At 37.1% G+C, this 24969-nt stretch carries 18 protein-coding genes; 5 read left to right on the top strand and 13 right to left on the bottom strand.

The window, feature by feature from the left end; translation table 11 throughout:
- The first annotated feature begins 156 nt into the window (after nucleotides 1–156).
- Complete coding sequence (locus tag G7050_RS07390; RefSeq protein ID WP_166113387.1) at nucleotides 157–2442, top strand: family 20 glycosylhydrolase; 2286 nt, start codon at nucleotides 157–159, stop codon at nucleotides 2440–2442.
- An 84-nt stretch (nucleotides 2443–2526) separates the two neighbouring features.
- Here G7050_RS07390 and G7050_RS07385 read toward each other — a convergent pair whose 3' ends face one another.
- From G7050_RS07385 to G7050_RS07360, 6 genes are all read right to left on the bottom strand, one after another.
- Entirely contained in the window at nucleotides 2527–3024 is a 498-nt protein-coding gene (locus G7050_RS07385; RefSeq protein WP_166113384.1) for a hypothetical protein, read from the bottom strand.
- 47 nt (nucleotides 3025–3071) lie between these two features.
- Nucleotides 3072–3497: a MarR family winged helix-turn-helix transcriptional regulator gene (locus G7050_RS07380; RefSeq protein WP_166113381.1), complete on the bottom strand. Its 426-nt coding sequence runs from the start codon at nucleotides 3495–3497 to the stop codon at nucleotides 3072–3074.
- A gap of 123 nt (nucleotides 3498–3620) precedes the next feature.
- Nucleotides 3621–4841, bottom strand: coding sequence for an ABC transporter permease (locus G7050_RS07375; protein ID WP_166113378.1), 1221 nt, complete (start codon nucleotides 4839–4841; stop codon nucleotides 3621–3623).
- Complete coding sequence (locus tag G7050_RS07370; RefSeq protein ID WP_166113375.1) at nucleotides 4838–6007, bottom strand: ABC transporter permease; 1170 nt, start codon at nucleotides 6005–6007, stop codon at nucleotides 4838–4840. Before G7050_RS07370 ends, G7050_RS07375 begins: the two co-directional genes overlap by 4 nt.
- Nucleotides 6008–6081: 74 nt before the next feature.
- Nucleotides 6082–7071: an HlyD family secretion protein gene (locus G7050_RS07365; RefSeq protein WP_166113372.1), complete on the bottom strand. Its 990-nt coding sequence runs from the start codon at nucleotides 7069–7071 to the stop codon at nucleotides 6082–6084.
- Between the two features lie 31 nt (nucleotides 7072–7102).
- The gene (locus G7050_RS07360) at nucleotides 7103–8524 is read right to left on the bottom strand and encodes a TolC family protein (RefSeq protein ID WP_166113369.1); all 1422 of its coding nucleotides are present in this window, start codon (nucleotides 8522–8524) and stop codon (nucleotides 7103–7105) included.
- Between the two features lie 375 nt (nucleotides 8525–8899).
- Here G7050_RS07360 and G7050_RS07355 point away from each other — a divergent pair, with 375 nt between their 5' ends.
- The gene (locus G7050_RS07355; RefSeq protein WP_166113366.1) at nucleotides 8900–9466 is read left to right on the top strand and encodes a porin family protein; all 567 of its coding nucleotides are present in this window, start codon (nucleotides 8900–8902) and stop codon (nucleotides 9464–9466) included.
- 101 nt (nucleotides 9467–9567) lie between these two features.
- Here the strand turns inward: G7050_RS07355 and G7050_RS07350 are convergent, their stop codons facing one another.
- The 4 genes from G7050_RS07350 to G7050_RS07335 form a co-directional block, all read right to left on the bottom strand.
- Nucleotides 9568–12039 (bottom strand): bifunctional UDP-N-acetylmuramoyl-tripeptide:D-alanyl-D-alanine ligase/alanine racemase, encoded by a 2472-nt coding sequence (locus G7050_RS07350; RefSeq protein ID WP_166113363.1) that lies wholly within the window; start codon nucleotides 12037–12039, stop codon nucleotides 9568–9570.
- 110 nt (nucleotides 12040–12149) lie between these two features.
- Complete coding sequence (locus G7050_RS07345; RefSeq protein ID WP_166113360.1) at nucleotides 12150–13133, bottom strand: GSCFA domain-containing protein; 984 nt, start codon at nucleotides 13131–13133, stop codon at nucleotides 12150–12152.
- A gap of 110 nt (nucleotides 13134–13243) precedes the next feature.
- Nucleotides 13244–14242 (bottom strand): M28 family metallopeptidase, encoded by a 999-nt coding sequence (locus G7050_RS07340; RefSeq protein ID WP_166113358.1) that lies wholly within the window; start codon nucleotides 14240–14242, stop codon nucleotides 13244–13246.
- A gap of 66 nt (nucleotides 14243–14308) precedes the next feature.
- Nucleotides 14309–15691 (bottom strand): transporter substrate-binding domain-containing protein, encoded by a 1383-nt coding sequence (locus G7050_RS07335; RefSeq protein WP_166113355.1) that lies wholly within the window; start codon nucleotides 15689–15691, stop codon nucleotides 14309–14311.
- A gap of 145 nt (nucleotides 15692–15836) precedes the next feature.
- On the opposite strand from G7050_RS07335, the gene G7050_RS07330 reads away from it, so the two are divergent.
- Complete coding sequence (locus G7050_RS07330) at nucleotides 15837–16358, top strand: hypothetical protein (RefSeq protein WP_166113352.1); 522 nt, start codon at nucleotides 15837–15839, stop codon at nucleotides 16356–16358.
- 316 nt (nucleotides 16359–16674) lie between these two features.
- Here G7050_RS07330 and G7050_RS07325 read toward each other — a convergent pair whose 3' ends face one another.
- Together G7050_RS07325 and G7050_RS07320 are read right to left on the bottom strand one after the other, a co-directional pair.
- Nucleotides 16675–17706, bottom strand: a complete 1032-nt coding sequence (locus G7050_RS07325; RefSeq protein ID WP_166113349.1) for a rhodanese-related sulfurtransferase — start codon at nucleotides 17704–17706, stop codon at nucleotides 16675–16677.
- A 142-nt stretch (nucleotides 17707–17848) separates the two neighbouring features.
- Nucleotides 17849–19702 carry an ABC transporter ATP-binding protein gene (locus tag G7050_RS07320; protein ID WP_166113346.1) on the bottom strand — a complete coding sequence of 618 codons (1854 nt, stop codon included), beginning with the start codon at nucleotides 19700–19702 and terminating at the stop codon, nucleotides 17849–17851.
- Nucleotides 19703–19894: 192 nt separating this feature from the next.
- On the opposite strand from G7050_RS07320, the gene G7050_RS07315 reads away from it, so the two are divergent.
- Nucleotides 19895–21514 (top strand): S8 family serine peptidase, encoded by a 1620-nt coding sequence (locus G7050_RS07315; RefSeq protein ID WP_166113343.1) that lies wholly within the window; start codon nucleotides 19895–19897, stop codon nucleotides 21512–21514.
- A gap of 93 nt (nucleotides 21515–21607) precedes the next feature.
- Nucleotides 21608–22843, top strand: coding sequence for an exodeoxyribonuclease VII large subunit (gene xseA / locus G7050_RS07310; RefSeq protein ID WP_166113340.1), 1236 nt, complete (start codon nucleotides 21608–21610; stop codon nucleotides 22841–22843).
- Between the two features lie 9 nt (nucleotides 22844–22852).
- Here xseA and G7050_RS07305 read toward each other — a convergent pair whose 3' ends face one another.
- Complete coding sequence (locus G7050_RS07305; protein ID WP_166113337.1) at nucleotides 22853–24292, bottom strand: lipopolysaccharide biosynthesis protein; 1440 nt, start codon at nucleotides 24290–24292, stop codon at nucleotides 22853–22855.
- Nucleotides 24293–24969: the final 677 nt, after the last annotated feature.

Here is a 24969-nt window from a genome sequence, read left to right as displayed (position 1 = left end):
ATATAGTGTAACATTTGACTATTCGGACTTCAAATATATTGATTATTTGTCAAAATAACACTAACTATAAAAATCAAAAGACCGATATAGTTAAGTCTGCCTTTTGGGCAAAAATCGTATATTTACATAATCATACTATAAACCTATTTACCAATCATGAAAAAGTTTTACGTGTTTTTACTTTTGATAAGTGGATTTATTCTTTGTGCACAAAATTCGAATGCACAAGAATTACCTCTTATTCCCTACCCTTCGAATATTAAAATAGATAATGGAAATTTTGTCATCAACGATAAGACTAAAATTGTCGTTTCAGATATGGACAAATTTAACAATGAAGCCACTTATTTACAGGAGCTGCTAAAATCGGCTATCGGAAAAAACATTCCCATTGTTAAAAAAGGTTCTAAAAATGTGATCGAGATAAAATACAGTTCTCAATTGGAAAAAGCCGAGGCATATATTCTGAATGTTAGTCCCAACAGAATTGAAATCTTAGCGAGTGACGGACATGGAGCATTCAATGCATTACAAACTCTCAGACAATTACTGCCTGCAAATATTGAATCGGCGAGTTATAATGTACCCGCATCTGCTTCGATCCCAAGCCTTCGGATAGAGGATAGCCCTGCTTTTGATTGGAGAGGAATGCATCTGGATGTATCACGCCATTTTTTCACACTTGACTACTTGAAGAAACATATCGACAGATTGTCTCTTTACAAATTCAATAAATTTCATCTACATTTAACTGATGACCAAGGATGGCGTCTTGAGATAAAAAAGTACCCCAAACTTACCAATGAAGGGGCTTGGCGTACTTTCAACAATCAAGATTCTGCTTGCATGAAAAAAGCGGAAGAGAATCCAAATTTCAAAATAGACCCTCGTTTTATTCATGAAAAAGATGGTAAAACCGTTTATGGTGGGTTCTATACTCAGGAAGAAATGAAAGATCTTATAGCTTATGCACAATCGAAACACATAGAAATTATTCCCGAAATAGATGTTCCCGGCCATATGATGGCGGCTATAAATGCATATCCGTATCTTATTGAGGGAGAAAAATCAGAGTGGGGAGAACTTTTTTCCACACCGGTTTGTGCCTGCAAAGAAGAGGCTTATACTTTTACTAAAGATGTATTACAGGAAGTTATAGATCTATTTCCATCAAAATATATACATATAGGAGCAGATGAGGTTGACAAAAAGTCGTGGAAAGATTCTCCATTATGTAAAGAGTTTATGAAAGCTAATAACATTGAGGATGTAGAAAAGCTGCAAAGCCATTTCGTACATGAAATGCAAGAGTTTGTTGAAGCACATGGCAAAAAAATAATTGCCTGGGATGAGATTCTTGATGGAGGAACAAACCCAAATGTTACAGTAATGTATTGGAGAGGCTGGGTAAAAGACTCACCAAAAAAAGCAGTATTAGGAAACAGTGAAGTTATTATGACTCCAACCAATCCTCTGTACTTCGATTATGTAAATAATAATATCAGCGTAAATAATGTTTATCACATGGAGGTTATTCCAAGTGATGTACCTGCAGACAAAGCGCATCTCATAAAAGGAGCTCAGGCCAATTTATGGACAGAAATGATCCCGTCAGAACAACAAGCCGAGTTTCAGATGTATCCTCGTATGATTGCACTGGCCGAACGTGTATGGACAAACAGCACAAGCAGATTCGATGATTTTTCTCAACGCTTATTAAAACAGTATCCAAGACTGGATGCTATGGGTGTAAATTACAGGCTGCCCGATATTGAAGGTTTTGCTCAAGAAAATGTATTTATTGATGCGACAGACTTTTTTGTACAGAGTCCACTTGCCGGCATGACTATACATTATACGACCGATGGCAGCACGCCAACTGTCAATTCGGCCAAGTTACTGCAACCACTTACAATATCTCAACCTACACTACTTAAAATGGCTCTATTCAGCTCAAGCGGCGTAAGAGGTGAGATATATACTTTAAACTTCAAACCTTCTACTTTAAAGAAGGCGGTACTTGTAGAAAACCCATTGCAAGGGCTTCTTTGCGGTTTCTTCGATAAGTATTACAAAAACACATCGGAAATACAAGGTACTCCTGATGAAACATTCGTAGTTACCAATATCAAAGCTCCCAAAGAAACCAATTCATTCGGTTTAAAATTCAATGGATATATTGATGTTCCTGAAACCGGAACTTACAGCTTCTTCTTCAATTGTGATGATGGAGGTGTATTATATATTGCAGGAGAACCTGTTGTCGATAATGACGGACAACATTCTGCTGTAATGAAAAGCGGACAAATAGCTCTGGAAAAAGGTATGCATCCTTTCCAAATCGATTTTCTTGAAGGCGGAGGTGGTTATACTCTTAAACTTCAGTACAGCATAAACGGAGGCGGCATACAAGATATCCCGGACAGCTGGTTCAAACATTAAGGCATTATACCTTTTCAGTATATTAAAACAAATAAAGAGCTCACATTCTGTGAGCTCTTTATTTATATATAGAATCAATTAAGTCTAACGCTTTTTAGCCTTCCACGGTTTGAAAACAGAAATTACAATCATAAACAACAGCAAGCCAGACTGAAAAAAACCACTGATTTCCATACATCTGTTATTAGCCATAAATTCAGTATGGTACACAGCCTGTTCTTTCAATTCACCTATAATTTCCAGATTTCTGGTAAGCCATGGATGATAGGCAAATGTCCCGAATAATATTTGTGCTACGGTAATTATCCACTTCACCACAATCCATCGCTGTTTAAAGAAACCCCAGTTGGTAAATACTCCGTACACAATACCAATAACCAAACTGGTCATTGCTCCTGTAATTATAAGCCAGTTATCAATCAAAAGCAGTATACTGTATTTTACATGCAGTTCATCTCCCGACTGGGCTTTTATCAAAAAAGTGATTAATACCATGGCAATTGCTCCGGCAGTCCATACCATGGCAAATATGAGGTGAAGTGTTTTTAATACTTTAAGTCCTTTTGATCCTAATTTTTTCATATCCAGATTTCAATAATTGATTAGTCAATATTTGCAGTAAAAAAATATCAAGTTTGTTCAGCATTCAAATAAATACGATGCAGTAATTGTTTGAGTAGTTCATAATCGTCTGTCTCTATATCTTTCAGCACTTTATCGAGAGCTAAATCACCACACTTGAGAGCCAAAGGCATCAAGTTTTTTCCGTCCTCTGTAATCCGGATCGAGTTTTCTCTCTGCGAAACATGCACACGGGACACCAAGCCTCTGTCTTCGAGATTATCAATAGTACGTTTTATCGCAGCTGCATCCTTGCAAAGCAAAGTCGCTATCTCCTGCTGATTCAATCCATCTTTATAGTACAAGCAACGCAATACGATAAATTGCGAGTGAGGCAATTCTAAGTTATTACGTTTAAGCTCAACTCTCAACATTTTATCCAATGAGAACGAAGCTCTGTTTAATAAAAATCCGAGTGAATACAGACTATCCATAATCAATATGCTTTTTGCAAAAATATGAAAAACTATTGACTAATCAATAGTTAAAAAAAAATAATCTGCCAACTTAAGAGTTCAATACTTGACTTTTAAGTTGGCTATATGATAGAAACAAGTCTAAATATGATCTGAGAATTTACTTATAGAAGGGTGTTTTCCTTTATATTTAGGATCGTAATTATCTATCCACCAATAATACATGGCAGTTGCAGCTACGCAATAGAAGATAACCTGCACCCACAGTACTACGAATTCGAACCAAACATCGGTTAGAGAGGCTCCCATGGTATTAATACTCACAAAACCATGTATACCGGGTGTTGACGGCAATATATAAGCAACTGCTTTCAGCATAGGAGGTATAGATACCCAAGGCCATGAAATACCCGACATAAACAGAAAGGGTACACTGGTAAATACAACTAGCAGCATCACAAATTCACGCTGAGAACAGAAGTACGAAAGAGTCATCGCAAAGAAGGTTGCAGCCAGTATAAACGGAAAGAGAAATACAGCTATTGTTAGCGGATCGCCTACCTGAGGCAGATGAAACAAATAGGGAACTACCCTCAGTACCCAGGCTGATGTAACGATATAAAGCGTACTGTAACAGAATGCTTTTCCGATAGTCAGCTTCAACGGATGAACATTTCGCCCGTCTCCGGTATGTGAGGCAACCGTAAAACGTTTCTTATCGTTATGCGTACCCACAAGGGTTCCTACTCCTAACAGAAGGGTTTGCTGAATAACCAATATAAGAATAGCCGGAACCAGGAAACTGGCAAAACCATTAGACACATTATATAAAGATATCCATTCATAGTCGACAGCCTTCATAGTCGAAGCATCCTGCTCCTGTGTACCATGCCCCATATCATTTACACGAATATTTGCTCCCATCTCCAAAGATACTTCCGTACAGGTCAGCAACATGGCTTTATAAAAAAGCATACTGCTCATATCGGAGTAAACTAATACAGAAGTTTGCTCTGCCCTATTCAAATTGGTACTGAATGATTTAGGGATATAAATAATTCCATAAGCCTCTTTACGTCTTAAAGCCTCGCGGGCATCTTCCATATTGGAGACATGTGCAACTACATTTACATCGGCAGCACCGTCCACTTTTCGGGTGAATTCACGAGAAAGAGTTGTATTAGATTCGTCTACTACAACAACTTTTACTTCATGAACAGTTTCATTATTATACAAAAAGGCATATAACACCGGATAGGCAAGCGGAACAATCAGAAACAGCAGAACTACCGCCGGATCGCGAAAGACTACCTTCAATTCGCTTAGCCACACATAATATATATCAAGCAGTAGTTTTTTCATTCTTCGTATACATTTTCGTACATAAAGTTTCTAATCCGCCCCATACATATTAATCCTAAAAGGAAAAATCCAAGTAGAGCGGCATAGTGGTAAGCCGAATATTGCCATGCTATTCCATTAAGTGCCTGATCGATATAGATCAAGAAAAAATGGCGGAGCGGAAACAAAAAGCTTAGTCCATAAAGAACCGGACTCATCGCTATCGACGGGAAGGAGAATCCTGTTATCGAAAACGAAATCATCCCCAGCAAACTGGCAGCACTCAACGACAGGCGGTAATTTCCGAAAACAGCCAGCAGCATCAATCCAAATCCCTGAGCCGATAATATCAGACACAGGTAAGCAAAACACATAGGAAAGAAACCTGAGTTTAACGGAAAATTATTGTATTTGTAAAGTATCGACATGAAAAAGAGGGACAATATAAAAAACAGAATCGTGTAAGGTAATATTTTCCCAAAAACAGCTTTCACCGTAGAGCCTCCGGCTAAATCAAGAAACTGTCGTCCGGTACCCATCTTCACTTCTGATCCGAAACTCGAAATAGTAAACATCGCCAAGATCAGAAAGATAATACCGGGAGTAAGCACATTATTCAAGTATACTGAATAATTAAGGCTTGGATTTCCTATAGGATGAGCTTCTATACTTATCGGCTGCAATATAGGCATTAATTGCCCCTGAGTATATCCTTTGGCTTCACCCATCCGAAGACCAACCGAGGCAGAAGCCAATACACTGATCGTCTTCATATCCTGAAACAGCAGTGAACCCGATATAAGGAAAGCATTATTGGTATAAAATACTATTTTGGGACGATTGCCCGAAACGGCATCTTTTGCAAAATTACGTGGAATCGTAAATATGCCATATACTTGTCCCCGCTGCATTTCGGTACGTGCTTCTTTAAAAGAAAGGCTTTTAAATTTAATATCCGTTTTAGCAAAGGCATCCAATTGACGAACTAATGATCGTGAAGTGGCAGAATTATCTAAATCTACTACCGCAATAGGAATTTGAGTCGGTAAACCGGCATTCATCATATACATAAGCAACCCAAAAGTAAGCAATGGAGCTATAATCATCCCCCAAATACATATTTTGGAAGATAATATACGTTTCCATTCCCTTATGAATACTACCCACATACCTTTTTCTGAAGCCATTCTTTATTTAGTGTTGTAGGGGCGTATTGCATACGCCCATTTATTTTTCGGGCGTATGCAATACGCCCCTACTTCTATTCTTTTATTATAAGTGACATTCCGGGTAAAATATCCGGCTGATTTTCGACAAAGTGACCTCTTATTTCAAATGTTTTACGATCATACCCTCCTGTGGTTTTAGTTGCCTTCCATGCAGCGTATGAACCCAGATCTTTCATATAATATACTTTTAGCTTTACTTCCTTATTTATAGCAGGAACAAAAGCTGTGAGGGTTTGTCCGATTTTGAAATCTTCCAAACGATCTTCTCTCACATTGAAAGTTCCCCATTTTTTAGAAAGATCAGTGACATTCATAATAGGTGCGCCTGTGCCAACCAATTCTCCCACATTAGGGAATCGTTCTGAAACACGTCCGTCAACAGGCGAAATAAGATATGTTTCGGTAATGTAAGAATCAACTTCAGCAACAGCACCTTTAGCTCTGTTTAGCATAGCCAATGCTGCCTCTTTATCCTCACGTTCGGCTCCGTTTTTCGCCATATCATATTGAGATTTAGCCGCTTTTTCGGTAGCCACGGCTGCATTATAATTTGCTTCTGCCTCATCTCGTTTCTGAGCGGTTGTTACTCCTTTATTATAGAGATTCTGAACACGTGTAAAAGACTTCTGAGCTATGTCGACTCCTACTTTTGCTTTTTGCCACATTTCATAAGCACTATTAATCTGCTCCACTCTGGCTCCTTTTTGAGCTTTGTTACTTTGTGCAGCAGCTCCTTGTTCGGCAGCAGTAGCTTGCGACAGTTTAGCATACACATCGGGGGCACTTAGTATAGCGAGAGTATCGCCTCTACGAACAGAATCGCCTTCTTCTACAAAGAATTTTTCGATACGACCGGGCACTTTACTCGAAATACGTACTTCGGTAACCTCAGCTTCCCCCTGCAATGTATTGTCTTCCTGATTCAGAAAAAAGAAACCATATATGGCAACAGCAATTATAACTGCTGCAAAACCGAGAATCGGAATAAGTTTTGATCCTGATTTATTATCTTCTCTACTCATATTCTATCTTGTTTAAGGTAACAAACCTGTTTTACTGTTTTATATCGGTTAAACTTCTACCCAATGCTTTATTTAAGTATACGTTGCATAGCTTCACATCAATTTGTGAGTCTATCATTTCAGAGTGTGCCGATAGCCATGCGGCATTTGCAGCCAAGACATCGGATGCAGGGATAACTCCCTCTTCGAAACCAACGGTAGCATATCTAAGATTTTCATTGGCTTTTTCCATATTCTTCTCTGAAGAGACATACCTCTTGTGAGCTTCATTCAATTTAAAAGCCGATTGATTGATTTGGAGTTCGATTTTTTCTTTCGCCTCCTCCACTCGATATTCCTGAATTCGGGTTTGAGCTTTTGCAGCACTCAGCTTCGCAGAACTCGACATAAAATTAAGCGGTACGCTAAGCTTTATTCCTACATTCCACATTCCGCCAAATGTATTTTGGAGACCATCGAAACCATTGGGATTAGTCCATGTATATGCTGCAATTAAGCCTAGTTCGGGTAAAAATTCGGCTCTCTCAATTTTTTCTTTGCCTTTATATATCTTGGTTGCCAGCTCCAGACTCTTTATTTCGGGTCGGTTCAGAAATGCTTCTTCAATCGAAGGAGCAACGGGAGCTTCTGTCGAAATCAGCATTTCTCTATTTTCATCTGCTAATGCTATCTTATCTTCGATTTCAAGCCCACACAACTGATTAAAAAACATTCGGGCCAAACTCAATCCATTCTCAACCTTTGTTAAGGTCATATCTGCCTCATTCTCTTTGACCAATACCGATAATACATCTGCTTTCGTAGCAACCCCTTCCGATTCCATTATGCTGATATCAGAATGCATTTTTTGCAATAGTTTGAGGTACGATTCGGCAAGATCTTTTTTGTATGCTAAAGAGACAATCTGCCAGTAAGAAGCATCCAGTTCGGCAATAACATCTTGAAGCTCAGTATCTTTTTTTGACTTTGCCAACTCCTGAGCATTTTTCATTATATCATTATAAGCGACAATGCGTCCACCCATAAACAGAGGTTGGGTTAACGATATAGCACCCAGCCAGATGTTTTTTATATCGACCTCACCTATAGATCGTATTTTATCGGAAAACTCCTGAGGGATGGGAACCTGAGTTCCGGGAGGAATAGGGATTCCTAAACCTGACAAATCGGGAAGGGTAATAGATCCCGGAATAGCCGAGGAGCCTATCAAGTTTAGATTCTTTTGATTTCGAATATAAAGTCCGTCAATCGAAAATTTAGGAAAATACTTTAAATAAGCCTCCTTCTTTTCATAAAAGGCCACCTTTTCTTCTTCGGAAGCCATCTTCAGATGTTTATTATTCTGGATTGCCAGATTTCGGGCATCCTCAAGACTTAGTGTTCTTTGTGCTGATATATTGCTGCTTAAGGCTCCAACGCAAAACAAAATCCAGAGAAAATTTCTTTTACTCATGTGTTGTGTACATTTTAAATAGGTAACGTAAAGTAAAACATTTATTGCATACTATTTCTAATTATAATTAACTTTTATAGAAATACTTACCAATGCAATAAATAAAAACCAACCCACTTAGTTGTTTAGACAATAAATTGAGGCAAAAATACATTGTTTAGACTACATATACAACACTTAAATACCTCTTTTGGCTAGGAATATTTAAATTGAGTTAAAAGAAGGGATTAATTAAGGAGAACAAACTATCAGGTTTTCTTTCTATATTTACATACATTCTCAGGCTTGCACATTCTTTAATTAAATTAAAGGAAGTATGAAAAAAACACATTTTTCACTATTTATTTACCCTTATCTTTTTAATATCTTATTCAAATGAAGAAAATTCTTAGCTTATATTTGTTTTTATTGATTCCCGTATGTCTCTTTTCGCAAATTGAAGTGAGAGGCGGTCTTGGCTCATCTACTTTGACTAATTATTTAGCAAGTAATAGGTTAAGCTATCATTTTGGAGTTATGTACGGGTTTAATATTAATGATAATTTCTCAATGGAACCAGGGCTTTTGTTTTCGAAGGAAGGTGCCCATCATGCCCAATATTTCTATAATTTAAGCCTCTCGTATATTGAACTTCCTGTATTGGCTAAATATACAATCTCTAATGGCTTTATTAAAGGATTGTCTTTAAAAACTGGTCCCTATATAGCATATGCGATATCAGGAAGCAGAGATAATGAGTCAGGTTCTTCCGATAAGCAGAATATAAAGTTTGATGCAGAAAATAGAATCGATTTAGGTATGCAATTTGAAGTTTCTTATAGAATCAAGAAAATAAATATATATACGAACTATAAAAAAGGTCTGAGAGGCTATGATAACTATTATGAAGATCGTAGTGCTAAAATCTCAAATCTGAGATTTGGTGTTGGATATATCTTCTAAAGAAAAATTGCTTAAACATTGCTATACGAAAATCGCCACTGCTTTAAAAAATTGATTTAAAGCAGTGGCGATTCTTTCGAATGTATGTGTAATACAGTCTATTATTCTCTGAAATAAATTTTCCGAACTCTAGCTGATACTGAAGTTAATATCTCATACGGAATTGTATTTATTTTCTTTGCCTGATCAATAACCGATAGTTGATCGCCAAAAATAACCACTTCATCTCCTTCTTTAATATCGAGTCCTGTAATTTCTATCATCGACAAGTCCATGCAAATATTTCCAATAATCGGCACTAAATTGCCTTTTACAAGCACATGTCCTGTGTTATTGCCAAATTGACGACTCACCCCATCTGCATACCCGATACGAATAGTAGCTATAGAGGCATCATGATCGAGCTGTCCTCTCCTACCGTAGCCTACGGTTTCGCCTTTTTTGAGGTGCTTTATTTGCAGGATAGTTGTCTTTAAAGTACAAACATTACGCAAGCCATCTTGCCCACTGGCACTTACACCATAGAGACTAATGCCTAAACGTACCATATCCATTTGCTCCTCGGGGAAACGTTCTATTCCTGCCGAATTAAGAATATGACGCCAAATAGGGTAATCCAAACCGCTTTGCAATGTAGAAGCCAGTTTCTTGAAAAGTGAAATTTGTTCTGTAGTAAAATCATCAAATGCCCAGCTTTCGCTTGCTGCCAAATGCGAGAAAGTCGATTTTACTTTCAAAGCTTGCTGAGACTTCAAACGATCGAGCAATAAAGGCAGATCTTCTTCGGTAAAGCCCAGACGATGCATGCCTGTATCCATTTTTATATGAATCGGAAAATCAGAAATTCCTCTGCGTTGTGCTTCTTTTATAAAGGCATCCAAAATTCTGAAATTATAGACTTCGGGCTCTAGATACGATTCGAATAACTGATTAAAACCTGCGACTTCGGGGTTAAGTACAATTATGGGAGTCTTTATTCCCGCTTTTCTCAGAATTACTCCTTCTTCGGCAATGGCAACAGCAAAATAATCGCATTTGTGATATTGAAGTATCTTGGCAACTTCTTCCGAACCCGAACCGTAAGCGTCTGCTTTAACCATGCAGATGATTTTCGTTTGGGGATTCATCCGCGAGCGATAGAACTTATAGTTATGAAGTATAGCATCCAGATTAATATCCAATACTGTTTCGTGGTTCTTTTGCTCAATAAGCTCGGTTATTCGTTCGAATTCAAAGTGACGCGAGCCTTTCAAAAGAATTGTTTCTTCGTGAAACTCATTCCAGATTCCCGAACTGATAAAATCTTCTGTTGAATCGAAGAATATATGCGGAATATTGGCAAATAATTTCTGCTGATCGGATATGTGATGACCTATACCGATAATACGACCAATATTAGCTGAATCGGCTAAATCGGAAACAGACTGATAAAGTGCCTCATCCGAAAAACCCGACTGCAATATATCGGAAAGAATAAGTGTACGTTTTGGAGAATCTTCAGCGGATTGTTGTCCTAAAAAAGACAAGGCAATTTTCAGCGAATTAATGTCCGAATTGTATGTATCGTTGACAATTATATTGTTGTTCTTCCCTCTACGCACATCCAGACGCATGGCAACGGGCTCAAGCTCTTTGACCTTTTCTTTTATTGTTTCGATAGATGTAGTCAGATACAAAGCTACTGCTATGCTGCTGGTTACATTTTCGATAGAAGCATCGTCCGTAAATGGCAAATCTACAGTAAAAGGCAAACCGAGAAAAGAATAGGTAATAAGCGATTTTGTTTCGAGCTTCTCTACTTTGAGAATAAGCAAAGGACTGGTCGACCGATTGTTATAAGACCAGGTAAAGCTTTTTTGAGAAAGGCAGGTAGCCTCCAGACATTCATCAAGAAGTTTATTACCCTCTTCACAAATTATAACATCGCAATTGACAAATAACTCTAATTTCTCGAGGCATTTTTGCTTCAGATCCCTAAAGTTTTCCTGATGTGCATCTCCAATATTGGTAAATACTCCGATGGTCGGCTGTATTATTTTTTGCAAGCGGGTCATTTCATTGGGCATAGAGATACCGGCTTCGAAAAGTCCCAGCTCCGAATTTTCATTCAATTGCCAAACCGACAAAGGCACTCCCAATTGTGAGTTATAACTTCGGGGCGACCGTGTAATATTTTTCTCTGAGCCGAGCATTTGATAAATCCACTCCTTAACAATGGTCTTACCATTACTGCCAGTTATGGCTATTACGGGTATTTTGAAATGTTCGCGATGAAAAGTAGCCACCTTCTGCAAAGCCAGCAAAGAGTCTTTTACATGGAGCAGGTTAATACCTTTGAGGTTCTTCCATTCGGGAAGTATGGTCTGCACAACAAAGTTACGCACTCCCAGAATGTAAAGTTCGTCTACAAATTTATGCCCATCGTTATTGGGAGTTTTCAGTGCAAAGAACAGTGTCTGTTCGGGATTAAACACCTCTCGGCTATCAGTAAGCAAATGTGTGATAGACGAATCGGGATTATGGATATCTTTTATTTTTAAGACCTTTGCTATTTCAGAGATAGAGTATGCCATTTCTATTTTTAGTTGTGGGTTCGAAACCCTTTTATTTCTTTAATTCTGCTTAACCAAAGCATGTAATCAATTGATCTATAATCAACACTCTTTTAGTTGCTATTGCTCCTTCAAGAAAGCTTACTCTCCAGCAGTAGAAGTTCGTTTTCGCAATCAAAGTAAGGATAATTATTTCGGATAGATTGGAGCTTTAACAAAGTTTGTTTTAAAAATTGTTTATGCTCCTCAGTATCCTCATTAAAAGGACGATGGGCAATTGCCCGAGCTATATTCTGCCATTGACCACATAGTTTTTTAGTTTCTTCCTCGAAATATGTATCACTGAAAATTTCCCAAATATATCGTATAGCTATATCATTGGGATGAATCATATCTTCGCTGTAAAACCTATAATCCCTCAATTCGTCCAACACTATTTCGTAGGAGGGAAAGTAGTACAAATTCGGGAATTTATTTACCAGCTCATCCATTGCTAAAAGCAATGTAGCTTTACTCAATTGATTGTTGTGAGCTCCGTCTTTCCAATGGCGTATAGGACTTACTGTGAATACGATTTTCAGATCGGGATTAATCCTTATAGACTCTTCTATAAGTTCAGTCCAAGAAGAAACAATTTCCGATACAGAAAGTTTATTTCGATTAAAAATATGAGAGGGCTGTTTATGACAATTGGCAACAACCTGAGCAGTTTCTTTGAGGTTAAACACATACGCTGTCCCGAAAGTGATAAGAAGTACTTCGGCTTCTCTTAAATCGGCAGATGCTTTGTCTCTTTTTTCATTTATCGTTTGCAGGAATTTATCTTTATCGGCACTCGAAAACTGGCTATGATGAAAATAGGTACGGAAAACTCCTTGATTGAGGAAGATATCTTCCTCTGTAAAAACCTTATTTTCCTGTAACAATTTTATTGCCTGAGATATAGAAGCCGGATTGTAAAGAACTCCAAAGGGGTTTACATTGACGGGAAATTTATTTTCGAGAAGCTGTTTACCTATATTTTCGGCAAAACAAGACCCGAACAAAACCATCTTGGTTTGATGGGTAATTCTTAATTCCGATTTCGGCACTTCTACCTTTTTTCTGAATTCCATTGTACTACTAAGTGAAAGCAACTATTTAATAACACATTTTAAAATCATAACTACCTATTACTTTTAACTTGCCAAAGCAATAAATAGTTCTGCGAACTTACCTTGTGGCTTTAATATGTTTTTTCGTTTGCGAGATTCCACGAGTTCAAATAAGAAGCTTTGGTTATCTCAACTAACTTTTTCCAGTTTATTTTCGAAGCCTCATCACTGGGTTTGTGATAATCGGGATGCCCATCGGTATGATACCAGATAATAGGAACGCCGGCTTTAGCAAACGAACCGTTATCGCTTCCTCCAACCGGATTATCCCACGGATGATACTTGGGATTCAATTGCAGATTGTATTTTTGAATGTCATCTTTGAGCCATTGCCCGAAAGCGGGATTTGCTTCCGTATAGAAATAAACTACATGAGTGGGATTGGTTTCGTCTGTATTACGACCTATCATGTCGAAATTTAGATATCCTTTTACCTGATTGATAAAGGAACAGTTCTGGACAAAGTATCGCGAGCCTAATAATCCTTCTTCTTCGCCATCCCAGAATGCAAAAATCACATTTCGTTGAGGCTGAACACCGCTTTCAACAAAAGCTTTTGCTATCTGCATTACTGCCGATACTCCCGAAGCGTTATCATCTGCACCATTGTATATCTGATCGCCCACTAAATTAGGATCCATCCCTAAATGATCGAAGTGGGCACCCACTATTACATATTCATTTGTATTGACACCGGGAATCATTCCCAGCACATTTCTAAGATTCAGTACCCTGTGTACACCCTGTTTATATTTAGCTATCGAATCGGGATTTACCTGATATCTTTTCTTTTGTTTAAAGTCTTCGCTATATGCTTCAAAAGGCTGAAAATAAGTATCGCCTAAAGGTTGAATCCCTAAAGAGGTTAGGTATGAAGCCAGATATTCGGATGCTATTTCTCCTCCTAAAGCTCCTGCTCCACGCCCTTGAAGGGCATCGCTTGCCAAAAAGCCGACAGAGGCTTTCGCATCTCTTTCGGTGATTGAGTTCAGACCTTTCTCAACGGGTTTTTGAGCAAAAATAGACCCTAATGAAATACTTAATAAAAAGATCGACAAATAAATTTTCATGATACACAAATTATCGGGACAAATAAATTTCATCCCTAAATACAACAAAAACAGGTCTGCATGACCTTACTTAGTTTCAATAGATTTAAATCTCTCGCGATTAGCGGTAACTTGTTTTACATACTTTACCACTTCCGACCCTCTAAGGTAACCGTTTTTGCAGACAGAATCATTATAATATTCGGGTTTACTTTTCAATTCAATGTATTTTTCGACATGCCCATCCCATACATACGGGTTATCCTTGTATTTTCGAGCCAACGCCTGAGCATCGGTAACATGTCCATTTCCTCCATTATAAGCTGCCAATATAAACTTAAGGCGTTGTTCGGAGTCGGGAACTTTTGCAAACATATCATCCAGTTTACTTATTAATTCGGCTCCTACCTTTATACTGAGTTCGGGATTTTTAAGTTCATCACCCGACACACCGAAGACTTGGGCAGTACGGGGCATTAACCCCATTAATCCTACTGCACCCGCCCACGAAGCAACTTCGGGTTTGAAACGTGATTCCTGATAAGCAACCGATGCTAATAGATGCCAGTCATAGCCCGAAACAGCGGCATATTTTTTGAAAAGGGCATCATAAAGAGAAACACTTCCTTTCGGTAAGTTTACTAAAACATTGGCGTCAAAATCGGGTTGTTTACTTAACTCAAAGTATTTTTTCAAGATCGATTTATATTCACGGGTTTTACTATTATCAGCAAACCATTCATCTAATGCTTTTGCCAATTCGGGTGTGTCTTTACGAACCGCCCACGAAGAACGCTGCTCGAAGCTAAGAGCCATAGACACATCAATATTGCGATAATAGGTTTTGTTGAGTTTTGCAATGTATTCATCTGCCACAGTATAATCGATTCTTTTTTGAGCGACCATTTCGATAAGGTCTTCTACTGTAACCGTATCCTTCTCTACATCTTTGATGATGATACCATTTCCGAGTTCGGCATCTAAATTGAGTAGACGCTTGTGGTATTTTGTATTGTGTTTAATATAAACTTCTTTTCCGATCAGTTGAGTAACATCGGTAACCATCGAGTCTTTTTTATTGGTTCTTTGGACTAATACCTGATGAGATACTTGCTCTAATCCGCAATATAAAATAGAATCTTTCAGCTCATTCTGAACAGAGATAGGGCTGGTTATGAGGTCTCCTTCTCCATTTTCGAGCATTTCAAGTAGGCGGGTAGAATTCTCCGCTACTTTTACATTTAATTTCAGACCGTAATGATCGCAAAAATCTTTTGCCAGATCATAGTCATAACCCATCGGCTCATCTTTGTAGATAAAATAGGACGTAGAACTACTTAAGGTAATAATGGTTAATTCGCCCGATTGTTTTATTTCTTCAAAATCACGGGTTTGCAGTTTCTTTTCGGCACAGCTGCCAAACATTGCAATAATACCAATCAAGATAACAAAACAGCTAATCCTCGACATTATATCTAGCTTATAGTGTATATTTTAGGGGCAAATATACTATTTTTTAGACCATAATTTCAAGTTTAAGTAATCGAAGAAAATATTATTTACCTTTACAATAAAAGCATAACACCTATCCTAATTATTTAAATAAACTATTATTATGTCAATGACTCAAATGGCTTTTTTAAGAAAAGCAGAAATACCAACGAACAGACAACTTCAGGAAACTATCCAAAATATGGGTTACGACTTCAAAATAGGTGAAAATCTTGATAAAAAAATCGATGAAGAGGGACTCAGTTGTAGCATTAATGGACACCAGACCTATTTTGAAACTTATCTTGCCAATGTAGATGAAATTGATGAAAATTGGATTCAAAAAGACTTGACAAATGAAGATTCCGCAATTTCATTTATTTGGGGATCAGATTTTGCGGCAGGACTTTGTATTGGACTCATATCTATTGCACTAATAGATCAAAGCAGAGCATTGATTTATTATATGGACGACCAAATGAAATATACAAGAGAGATGCTGATTGAAGACGCCTCCCAATTTCTTGAAGAGTTAAAGAGACAAGAGAACAAAAATACAATAGATCAAGAAATTGATAATCATAACTTGGCAAACCCACATACAAAAAAGAGTTTTTGGAGTCGGCTCAAAGACATATTCAAATAGGAAAATACAGTTTATCTATATCATGAAGCGATCTTTGAAGCAAGTTGAAATAAAGTTACAAAACAGGAACAAGAAGATAACAAAGGTGACACCAAGTGTCATGTTTTAGTCAAAAAAAACAGATTAAAACATTAACAACAAACAACTTACAATAAACCAACAAACAAAACGGATTACGAATGTAATATTTGTCATTTTTGTAATGTTTTAGGCATTTAAACACTGTCAAACAACAACTTAACAAAACAACAAAAGTGACAATCGAGCGTTACGCTTGTCACCTTTGTTATCTTATGCAATTATTATCTTTGGCTTGTTATTTAGATATAAATAAGCTTTGGGATTTTCCTTTTCTAAAAATCATGGCATCGTTACGCCTGCCTTTGCGAAGTGCTTTTTGTTGTTCTTCGGGCAACATAACTATGTCTTTGCAATCGTTGCAACAACATCCTTTCATCGACTCGGCACATTCGGGACATTGTATAAACAAAAGGTGACAACCTTCGTTAGCACAATTGGTATGGGTATCGCAGGGTTTACCGCATTGATGGCAATGGGCAATGATATCTTCGGTGATACGTTCGCCTAAGCGATTGTCGAACACAAAGTTTTTACCGATGAATTTACTTTCCAAGCCTTCGGCTTTTACTTGTCTTGTGTACTCAATTATTCCACCTTCGAGTTGATAGACATTTTTAAAGCCCTTGTGTTTAAAGTAGGCACTTGCTTTTTCGCAGCGAATACCGCCTGTACAATACATCAAGAGGTTTTTGTCTTCTTTATGCTCTTCGAGCATCTTGTCGATAATAGGCAGGGATTCTCTGAAAGTAGTTACGTCAGGCGTTACCGCTCCTTCGAAATGACCGACTTCGCTTTCGTAATGATTACGCATATCCAGCACCACGGTATTGGGATCGGCCATCATTTCATGAAATTCTTTGGCTTTAAGATGCACACCTATGTCGGTAACATCAAATGTATCGTCGTTAAGCCCATCGGCTACTATCTTCTCACGAACTTTGATAGTCAGTTTCAAGAATGATTTATTATCATGTTCAACAGCCACATTCAAGCGAATATCTTTCATAAAAGGATAAGTATCCAGATAGCTCTTGAAAGCCGCCATATTTGCCGCAGGTAAAGATAGTTGGGCATTGATGCCTTCTTCGGCTACATAGATACGTCCGAGGACATCCAGTTTTGACCACTCAAGAAACAAGTCATCTCTAAAAGCTTGCGGATCGGCTATATGCGCATAGGCATAAAAGGAAAGGGTAAGACGCTGAACTCCGGCTTCATCTATCAATTTAGCTCTTTCGTCAGCACTCATCAAATTGTACAGTTGCATATTATACAATAGTTTAAGTTATATTTACAAATAGAATGATTCTAAATAATATTCAGAATGGGTGCAAAGAAAAGGCAAAAGAACGGATTCCTTTGCCTATCAATTATTGATTGTATCTATATATTATAGCTGTACTATTTTTTTAGAACTGCTGCATATCGCATAGTTTTCGATAATAACCACTCAGGTTATACAATTCATCGTGATGACCTCTTTCTACAATTCGCCCTTCGTGCATTACACAGATTTCATCGGCGGTTTTTATGGTAGATAAGCGGTGGGCAATGACAATGGTAGTACGGTTACGCATGAGGTTTTCGAGAGCTTCCTGTACCAGTCTTTCCGATTCGGTATCCAGTGCCGAAGTTGCCTCATCCAAAATAAGTATCTGTGGGTTCTTTAAGATAGCACGGGCAATGCTCACACGTTGACGTTGTCCTCCCGAAAGCTTTCCTCCACGATCTCCGATATTGGTTTCATAACCATTTTCCGTAGCACTGATAAAATCATGTGCATTAGCAATCTTGGCAGCTTCTATTACCTGATCCAGCGTAGCATTTTCTACACCAAAAGAAATATTATTGAAGAATGTATCATTAAATAAGATTGCTTCTTGATTTACATTTCCCATCAATGAACGCAGGTCTACTACTTTGGCATTCTTAACGTTAACTCCATCAATTAAGATTTCACCCTTATCAACGTCATAGAAGCGTGGAAGCAGATCGACCATAGTAGATTTACCTGATCCCGACTGTCCCACAAGAGCAATTGTTTTTCCTTTAGGTATAACCAGATTGATGTCCTGCAATACCCAGTTATTCTGATATTTAAACCAAATATTTCTATATTCAATTTCTTTATTAAAAGAAAGTTGTACAGGGTTTTCGGGATCAACGATATTACTTTTAGCTCCCAGTATTTTATCTATTCGCTCCATAGAGGCCAATCCTTTCTGTATGGCATAAGCTGACTTGGAGAACTCTTTAGCAGGATTTATGATACTGTAAAACATAACTAGATAAAACATAAAACTGGATGCTGTAATAGAGGCATCATGTCCTAAAATAAGATTGCCACCATACCACAGAACGACTGCAATAGTTGCCGTACCTAGAAATTCACTCATAGGATGTGCCAATTGCTGACGACGATTGATCCGGTTTGACATTCTGCGAAGTTCGTCTCCTTCTTTATGGAATCGGTCTTCTACTTTTCTTTCAGCATTAAAAGCTTTGATAATGCGTAGTCCACCTAATGTCTCTTCAATTTGTGCCATTAATTCGCCCCATTTTTCCTGAGCCTCTTTAGACTGACGTTTTAAAGTCTTCCCTACTCTACCCATTATAAATCCGGATACAGGGAGAAGTACCAACACAAAAATGGTCAGTTGCCAGCTAATAACCAACATCGTGGTAAAATATACCAAAATCAGAATCGGGTTTTTGAAAAGCATATCTAAAGAACTCATAATGGAGTTCTCCACTTCACCAACGTCACCGGTCATACGACCGATTATATCCCCTTTTCTCTCTTCTGAGAAAAAAGACAGGGGTAGAGACAATATCTTATCATTTATTTGATTTCGAATATCACGTACCACACCCGTTCGTATAGGAATAAGGAAAAAAGAACTCAAATAAGTAACACCTGTCTTAACAAGAGTCATCACAACCAATGACAAAGCCAGTATCAGTAAGGTGTTAGACGCACCGTATTGTTCAATATAAGTCGTACTTAAATAATAAAAGTTATTTTGGGCAACATCTACGATAGATTCGATCTTTTGCATCAAGGTTGTTGCATCAGCTTTAATCCAAGGCATAAACTCATATTTATCCTCATTAATTTTAAAAAGAATATTAAGAATAGGCACTATCAAGGCAAATGATAGCACATTCATTAATGCCGACAAAATATTAAAAATAAAACTCAGTATGAGTTCTTTCTTGTAAGGAGGAATAAATCGACGAAGAATACGTAAAAAATCTTTCATATAGAATCTGAATCAGTTCTGTGACCTTAAAACAAGCCCGCAAGATAATCATAATTATTCTCATCTAAAACTCAAAGTTTGGCGATCTTACGAATCATCCATATATTTGTTCTAATTATAATATAAATTAAGAATCTTGATATAAATACACTTGGTAAATAATTAATACAAGATCAAATATCTCCACTACGTATGGCTAAATATATATTTCTAATCATATTTACACTATGTAACTTAAATACATTTGCCTCAGAAGGCTATATGTTCAGAATACATCTTAAGGACAAAGGACAAACCAACTATACAATAGACAAGCCTGAAAAGTTCCTTTCGAAACGAGCTATTGAACGCCGAAAAAGACAAAACATAAGTATCGACAATTCCGATTTGCCGATTTCATCGACATATATCAACGCAATAGAAAAGCTGGGATGCACTGTAGTGGCTAAAAGTAAGTGGCTTAAAACTGTCAGTATCTATTGTGCCGACAGCCTATTTGTTGATAAGATAAACAACCTCGATTTCGTTGACAGCACCACCTTTGTTTGGAAAGGGGACACCGCGCGGACAACTGTAAAAGAATTACCCAGAAGCAAACGACTTGTAGAAAAACCGAAAGACGAATATGGATACGGAGATGTTCAAATAAAAACGGTGAATGGGGACTTTCTCCATAAAGAAGGCTACAAAGGTAAAGGAATGGAAATAGCTGTTATCGATGCCGGGTTTACAAACCTAAAGGAGATTTTACTTCTTGACAATGTTTCCATAAAAGGGGTTAAAGACTTTGTCTTTAATGGGAATAATATCTTTGAAAGCAGCGATCATGGTTTAAAGGTATTATCTGTATTGGCTTCGAATCGCCCTAATATTTTCGTAGGAACGGCTCCGGAAGCTAAATACTGGCTATTACGCTCAGAAGACAGCCGGTCAGAATTCCCGATTGAAGAAGATTACTGGGCTGCCGCCGCCGAATATGCCGACAGTATAGGAGTCGATATTATAAATGCGTCACTCGGCTATCATACATTTAATGCTCCGGCAAAAAGCTATACGCATGAACAACTTGACGGAAAGACCGCGTATATAACAAGAGCAGCCAATATGGCCGCATCCAAGGGAATATTCGTAGAAGTAAGCGCCGGCAATGATGGTGCAAATATTTGGGGAAAAATTGCATTTCCGTCCGATGCTGCAAATGTGCTCACTGTAGGAGCAATAGCCAGAGACTCTACTATAGCTTATTTCAGCTCGAGAGGACTAACGGCAGACGGCAGAATAAAGCCGGATGTTGTAGCCGTAGGGTTCTCAACAGCAGTAATAGCAAGTACAGGAGAAGTAGATCTCGCAAACGGCACATCATTTTCAGGCCCTATTATGTCGGGGCTTGCTGCCTGTTTATGGCAATCAGCTCCGAATCTAACCAACCTTGAATTGCTCGATATTATTAGAAAATCTTCCGATAGATATGCAACCCCTGACGGGGTATACGGGTATGGTATCCCAAATATGAAGACTGCTTTTTTACTGGCAGGAAATACTCCAAGTGGAATAGAAGATGAAGTTCTAAATAAAGAACCTTTATTTCAGATAAAGTCCGATAGCATCGGTCATTTTAGTGTCTTGAAAAACAGAGAAACTATCAATAGCACATACACAATCAGAGTACTTACTCTCGATGGGAAAGTAATAATGACAGACACGCTTCGTGAACAAGAACAAAGCTTTTACTTGCCGGATTATCCCAAACACGTAAAAATCATAGCCATCTCAGGAATAGGAGTAAAAGAGTCGTATAAAATTATATTCTAAGGTTTCAATCCTTTTTTATTACTTTGGACAGTATAATGTTATCATTAAATAGGTTACTTTATACACTTACCGTTACTTAAAGATCACATTCCAATGGAACAAGCTGTAATTTCTTTATACGAGCTAAACAATCTGGTCAGAGGCGTTATAGCCAATACGTTCACTCAATCATTCTGGATTCGTGCCGAGATGAGTGATGTCAGAGTCGCACAAAATGGTCACTGTTATCTCGAATTCATCGAGAAAGACAGCAAAAATCGCAATATCATAGCAAAGGCACGAGGAAGCATTTGGGCCAATGTTTTCAGATTACTGAAAGCATATTTCGAATCGGAAACAGGGCAGGCTTTTAGCTCCGGACTAAAAGTTCTGGTACAAGTAAGTGTTGAATTTCACGAATTGTATGGATATAGCCTCAATGTGCATAATATTGATCCGACATATACGCTAGGTGATCAGGCTCGTAACAGAGCCTTAATTTTAAAACAACTCGAAGAAGAAGGCGTACTTACTCTTAATAAAGAATTAGAGTTACCAACCGTCACCAATCGCATAGCTGTAATATCATCACCTACGGCTGCAGGATATGAGGACTTCTGTAATCAATTGGAAAATAACACCGATGGATTCGTATTTTATGCGCATTTATTTCCGGCAATCATGCAAGGCGAAAGAACCGAAGAATCAATTATATCGGCACTTGACCGAATCTACGAACATGTTGATAAGTTTGACGCTGTAATTATAATAAGAGGAGGAGGTGCAACTTCGGAACTTAGCAGTTTCGATTCGTATCTTCTGGCTGCCAACTGTGCCCAATTTCCTTTACCCATCATTACAGGAATAGGTCATGAACGAGATGATACAGTCTTGGATATTGTAGCACATACACGAGCAAAAACACCTACAGCGGTTGCCGAATTTCTGATAAAAAGGATACAATCAGCAGCTATAGTCATGTATGAATTACAAGAATCCATCATTACATCCACAAATCGGAAATTGACGGAAGAAACGGTATTTCTAAATACATTAGCCACTCATTTTTCCTATATAATAAAGGATAACACAAAGGATCAACTAAACAAGATCAACACATTTACAGAGAGGTTGAAGAATGCCACAAAAAGAGTCATTCAGGAAGAAAAGCATAGATTAACTAACAAAGAACAATTCCTAAAACTTATTTCCCCCGAAAACATCCTCAAAAAAGGATATACACTGACTATAAGAAATAATAAAATTGTAAAAAGCTCACTAGAACTGAAGGAGGGAGATACAATTACCAACCGGTTCTACGATGGAGACGTAGTTTCTGAAGTAAAGTGAAGCGATCAATCAATGGAAAGGTTTACGCCTGATTATCCGAAGAAAATCGTCCATTACCTTCGAACCAAACATTTTCAAAAGAGCCAAGTATATAACAGTACCTATTAATGATTGGAAAATGACAAGAAGAAGCATACTGTTTATGATATACGACAAAAAATGAACAGGCACATAAGATATTAAGGCAATAACTATATATGGATAAATATCTTTAAATACCTCGGTCAAAGTATAATCTATACACTTTCCTGTTATATAATAACAAATGACAAAAGACAAAATAAGCACAAAGCTCGCACCCATAACAACAGCATTCACACCATAGTTTACCGTTATAAGTATTACCAATACCGAGAGGACGTTACGTATAAACTCAATGGTCAGTAATAATCCCGACTTTCCTAATGATTGCAATAAAGAGGATAATATATAAAGTAGTGGAAAAACGGATCCTCCTACGACCAATATTCGAAGAAGAGGAATCACACCTCGAAATTTCTCCTGCAAAACGATCAAAACAATCGGTTCCGCCGCAATAATAGTAAATATAGCTATCGGAAAACACACGAAGCTTACTACACGTACAATTTTCCTGAAAATACGCTTTTTCCGTTTTAAATCATCAAATTTATTTAGCAGAGGAAACGCGACACCTTGTAAAGTAGAAGCAATAACTGACTGAGGTATCTCGTTCAACTTGCGAGCTTGCGAATAGAAACCAGCATCTGAGAACGAAAATCGTTTACCTATTACCAATGGATAGATATTTGCAATAATTTGATTAAATAAAGAGTTTAGAAGCAACTTTCCACTATATGAAAACATAGAACGGATTCTTACAAAGCTAAATCGGGCTTTAGGATACCATCTTACAAAAAGCCACAACAGAAGCGAACGTAAAAAAGCTTGAATCACCTGTTGGACAGCCAAACTCCATACTCCATATCCGCGATATGCCATCACAATGGCAATAACACCCGATACCACAACAGCAATAAGAGAAACCTGCGTATTAACACGAAAATTCATCTCTCGGATCAAATGCACATTCTGAACAACACCTAAAGCATTAAAAAAGAATGCTAGAAATAAAAAGCGAGATAATGTTAGAAGCTCCGGCTTATGGTAGAAATTAGCAATGACAGGAGCAAATAGGAAAAAGAGTATGTATATAATTACACTTATGGAGACATTAAAATAGAAGATAGATGCATAATCAGTTTCATCAACATCCGACTTTCGAATAAGGGCAGATGAAAAGCCACTCTCCTGCAATATATTAGCAACAGTAGTAAAAATAGTCAATACAGCAATTAAACCGAATTCATCGGGACTAAGGAGTCTTGCAAGCACAAAAATGAACACAAATTGAAAAATCTGTTGTCCCCCCTTATCCATAAAGTTCCAAAAAAGAGCTGAAACCGTCTGATCTTTTAACGTTTTAGCCATAATTGCGATGTTCTATCAAATAGTTTAAAAAAACAAAGGTAAAAAAACAACCCAAACGCAAAGAGTAATTAATCTTTTCTTTTAAAATCAGAAGAATTTTAGCAGGAATCATTTCTAATAAAAAGAATCAAAATATAAAAAACAGCTTCAATAATTAAAGTTAAACAAGAGCTTTTTGAAAGTAGAATGTAGAATATTTATATATCCATATTTAATAGATAGTTTTCTAAATAGAAAATTAATAAAAAAATAAATTTTAAAATATTGATTGCCTCAATAAAATAAAAATATTTATAGCACTATATATTATTATAATATTATACCTTATTTAACTTTATAGTAAATACTATATTTAACATAAACATTTCTTTTATAAAATACTAACTAATATAACATTCTATATAAGAATACTTATATAATATATTTAACTTAAATATTAAAAATTCATTTGAGATAAAAAAGGCATTATAAACAATGATTATTCTTAAATAAAATCTAATTTTAGAAATTATAAATGAAATAAGGAAATATAGAATAATTATTTTAGATAATTATAAGTCGAAAAATAAGTCTTTACAGCAAAAAATAATCAATAAATTAAAACTATTAAACAACCAATAAAATCAACGATAAATATAAACGAAAATAATAAATTTATAACCTGAACAGTCAGGAAA

Origin of the sequence: Dysgonomonas sp. HDW5A (genome assembly GCF_011299555.1) — a bacterium.
GTDB lineage: Bacteria > Bacteroidota > Bacteroidia > Bacteroidales > Dysgonomonadaceae > Dysgonomonas_A.
Note: the sequence above shows the minus strand (reverse complement) of the source record. Positions and strands in the feature narration are given on the sequence as shown.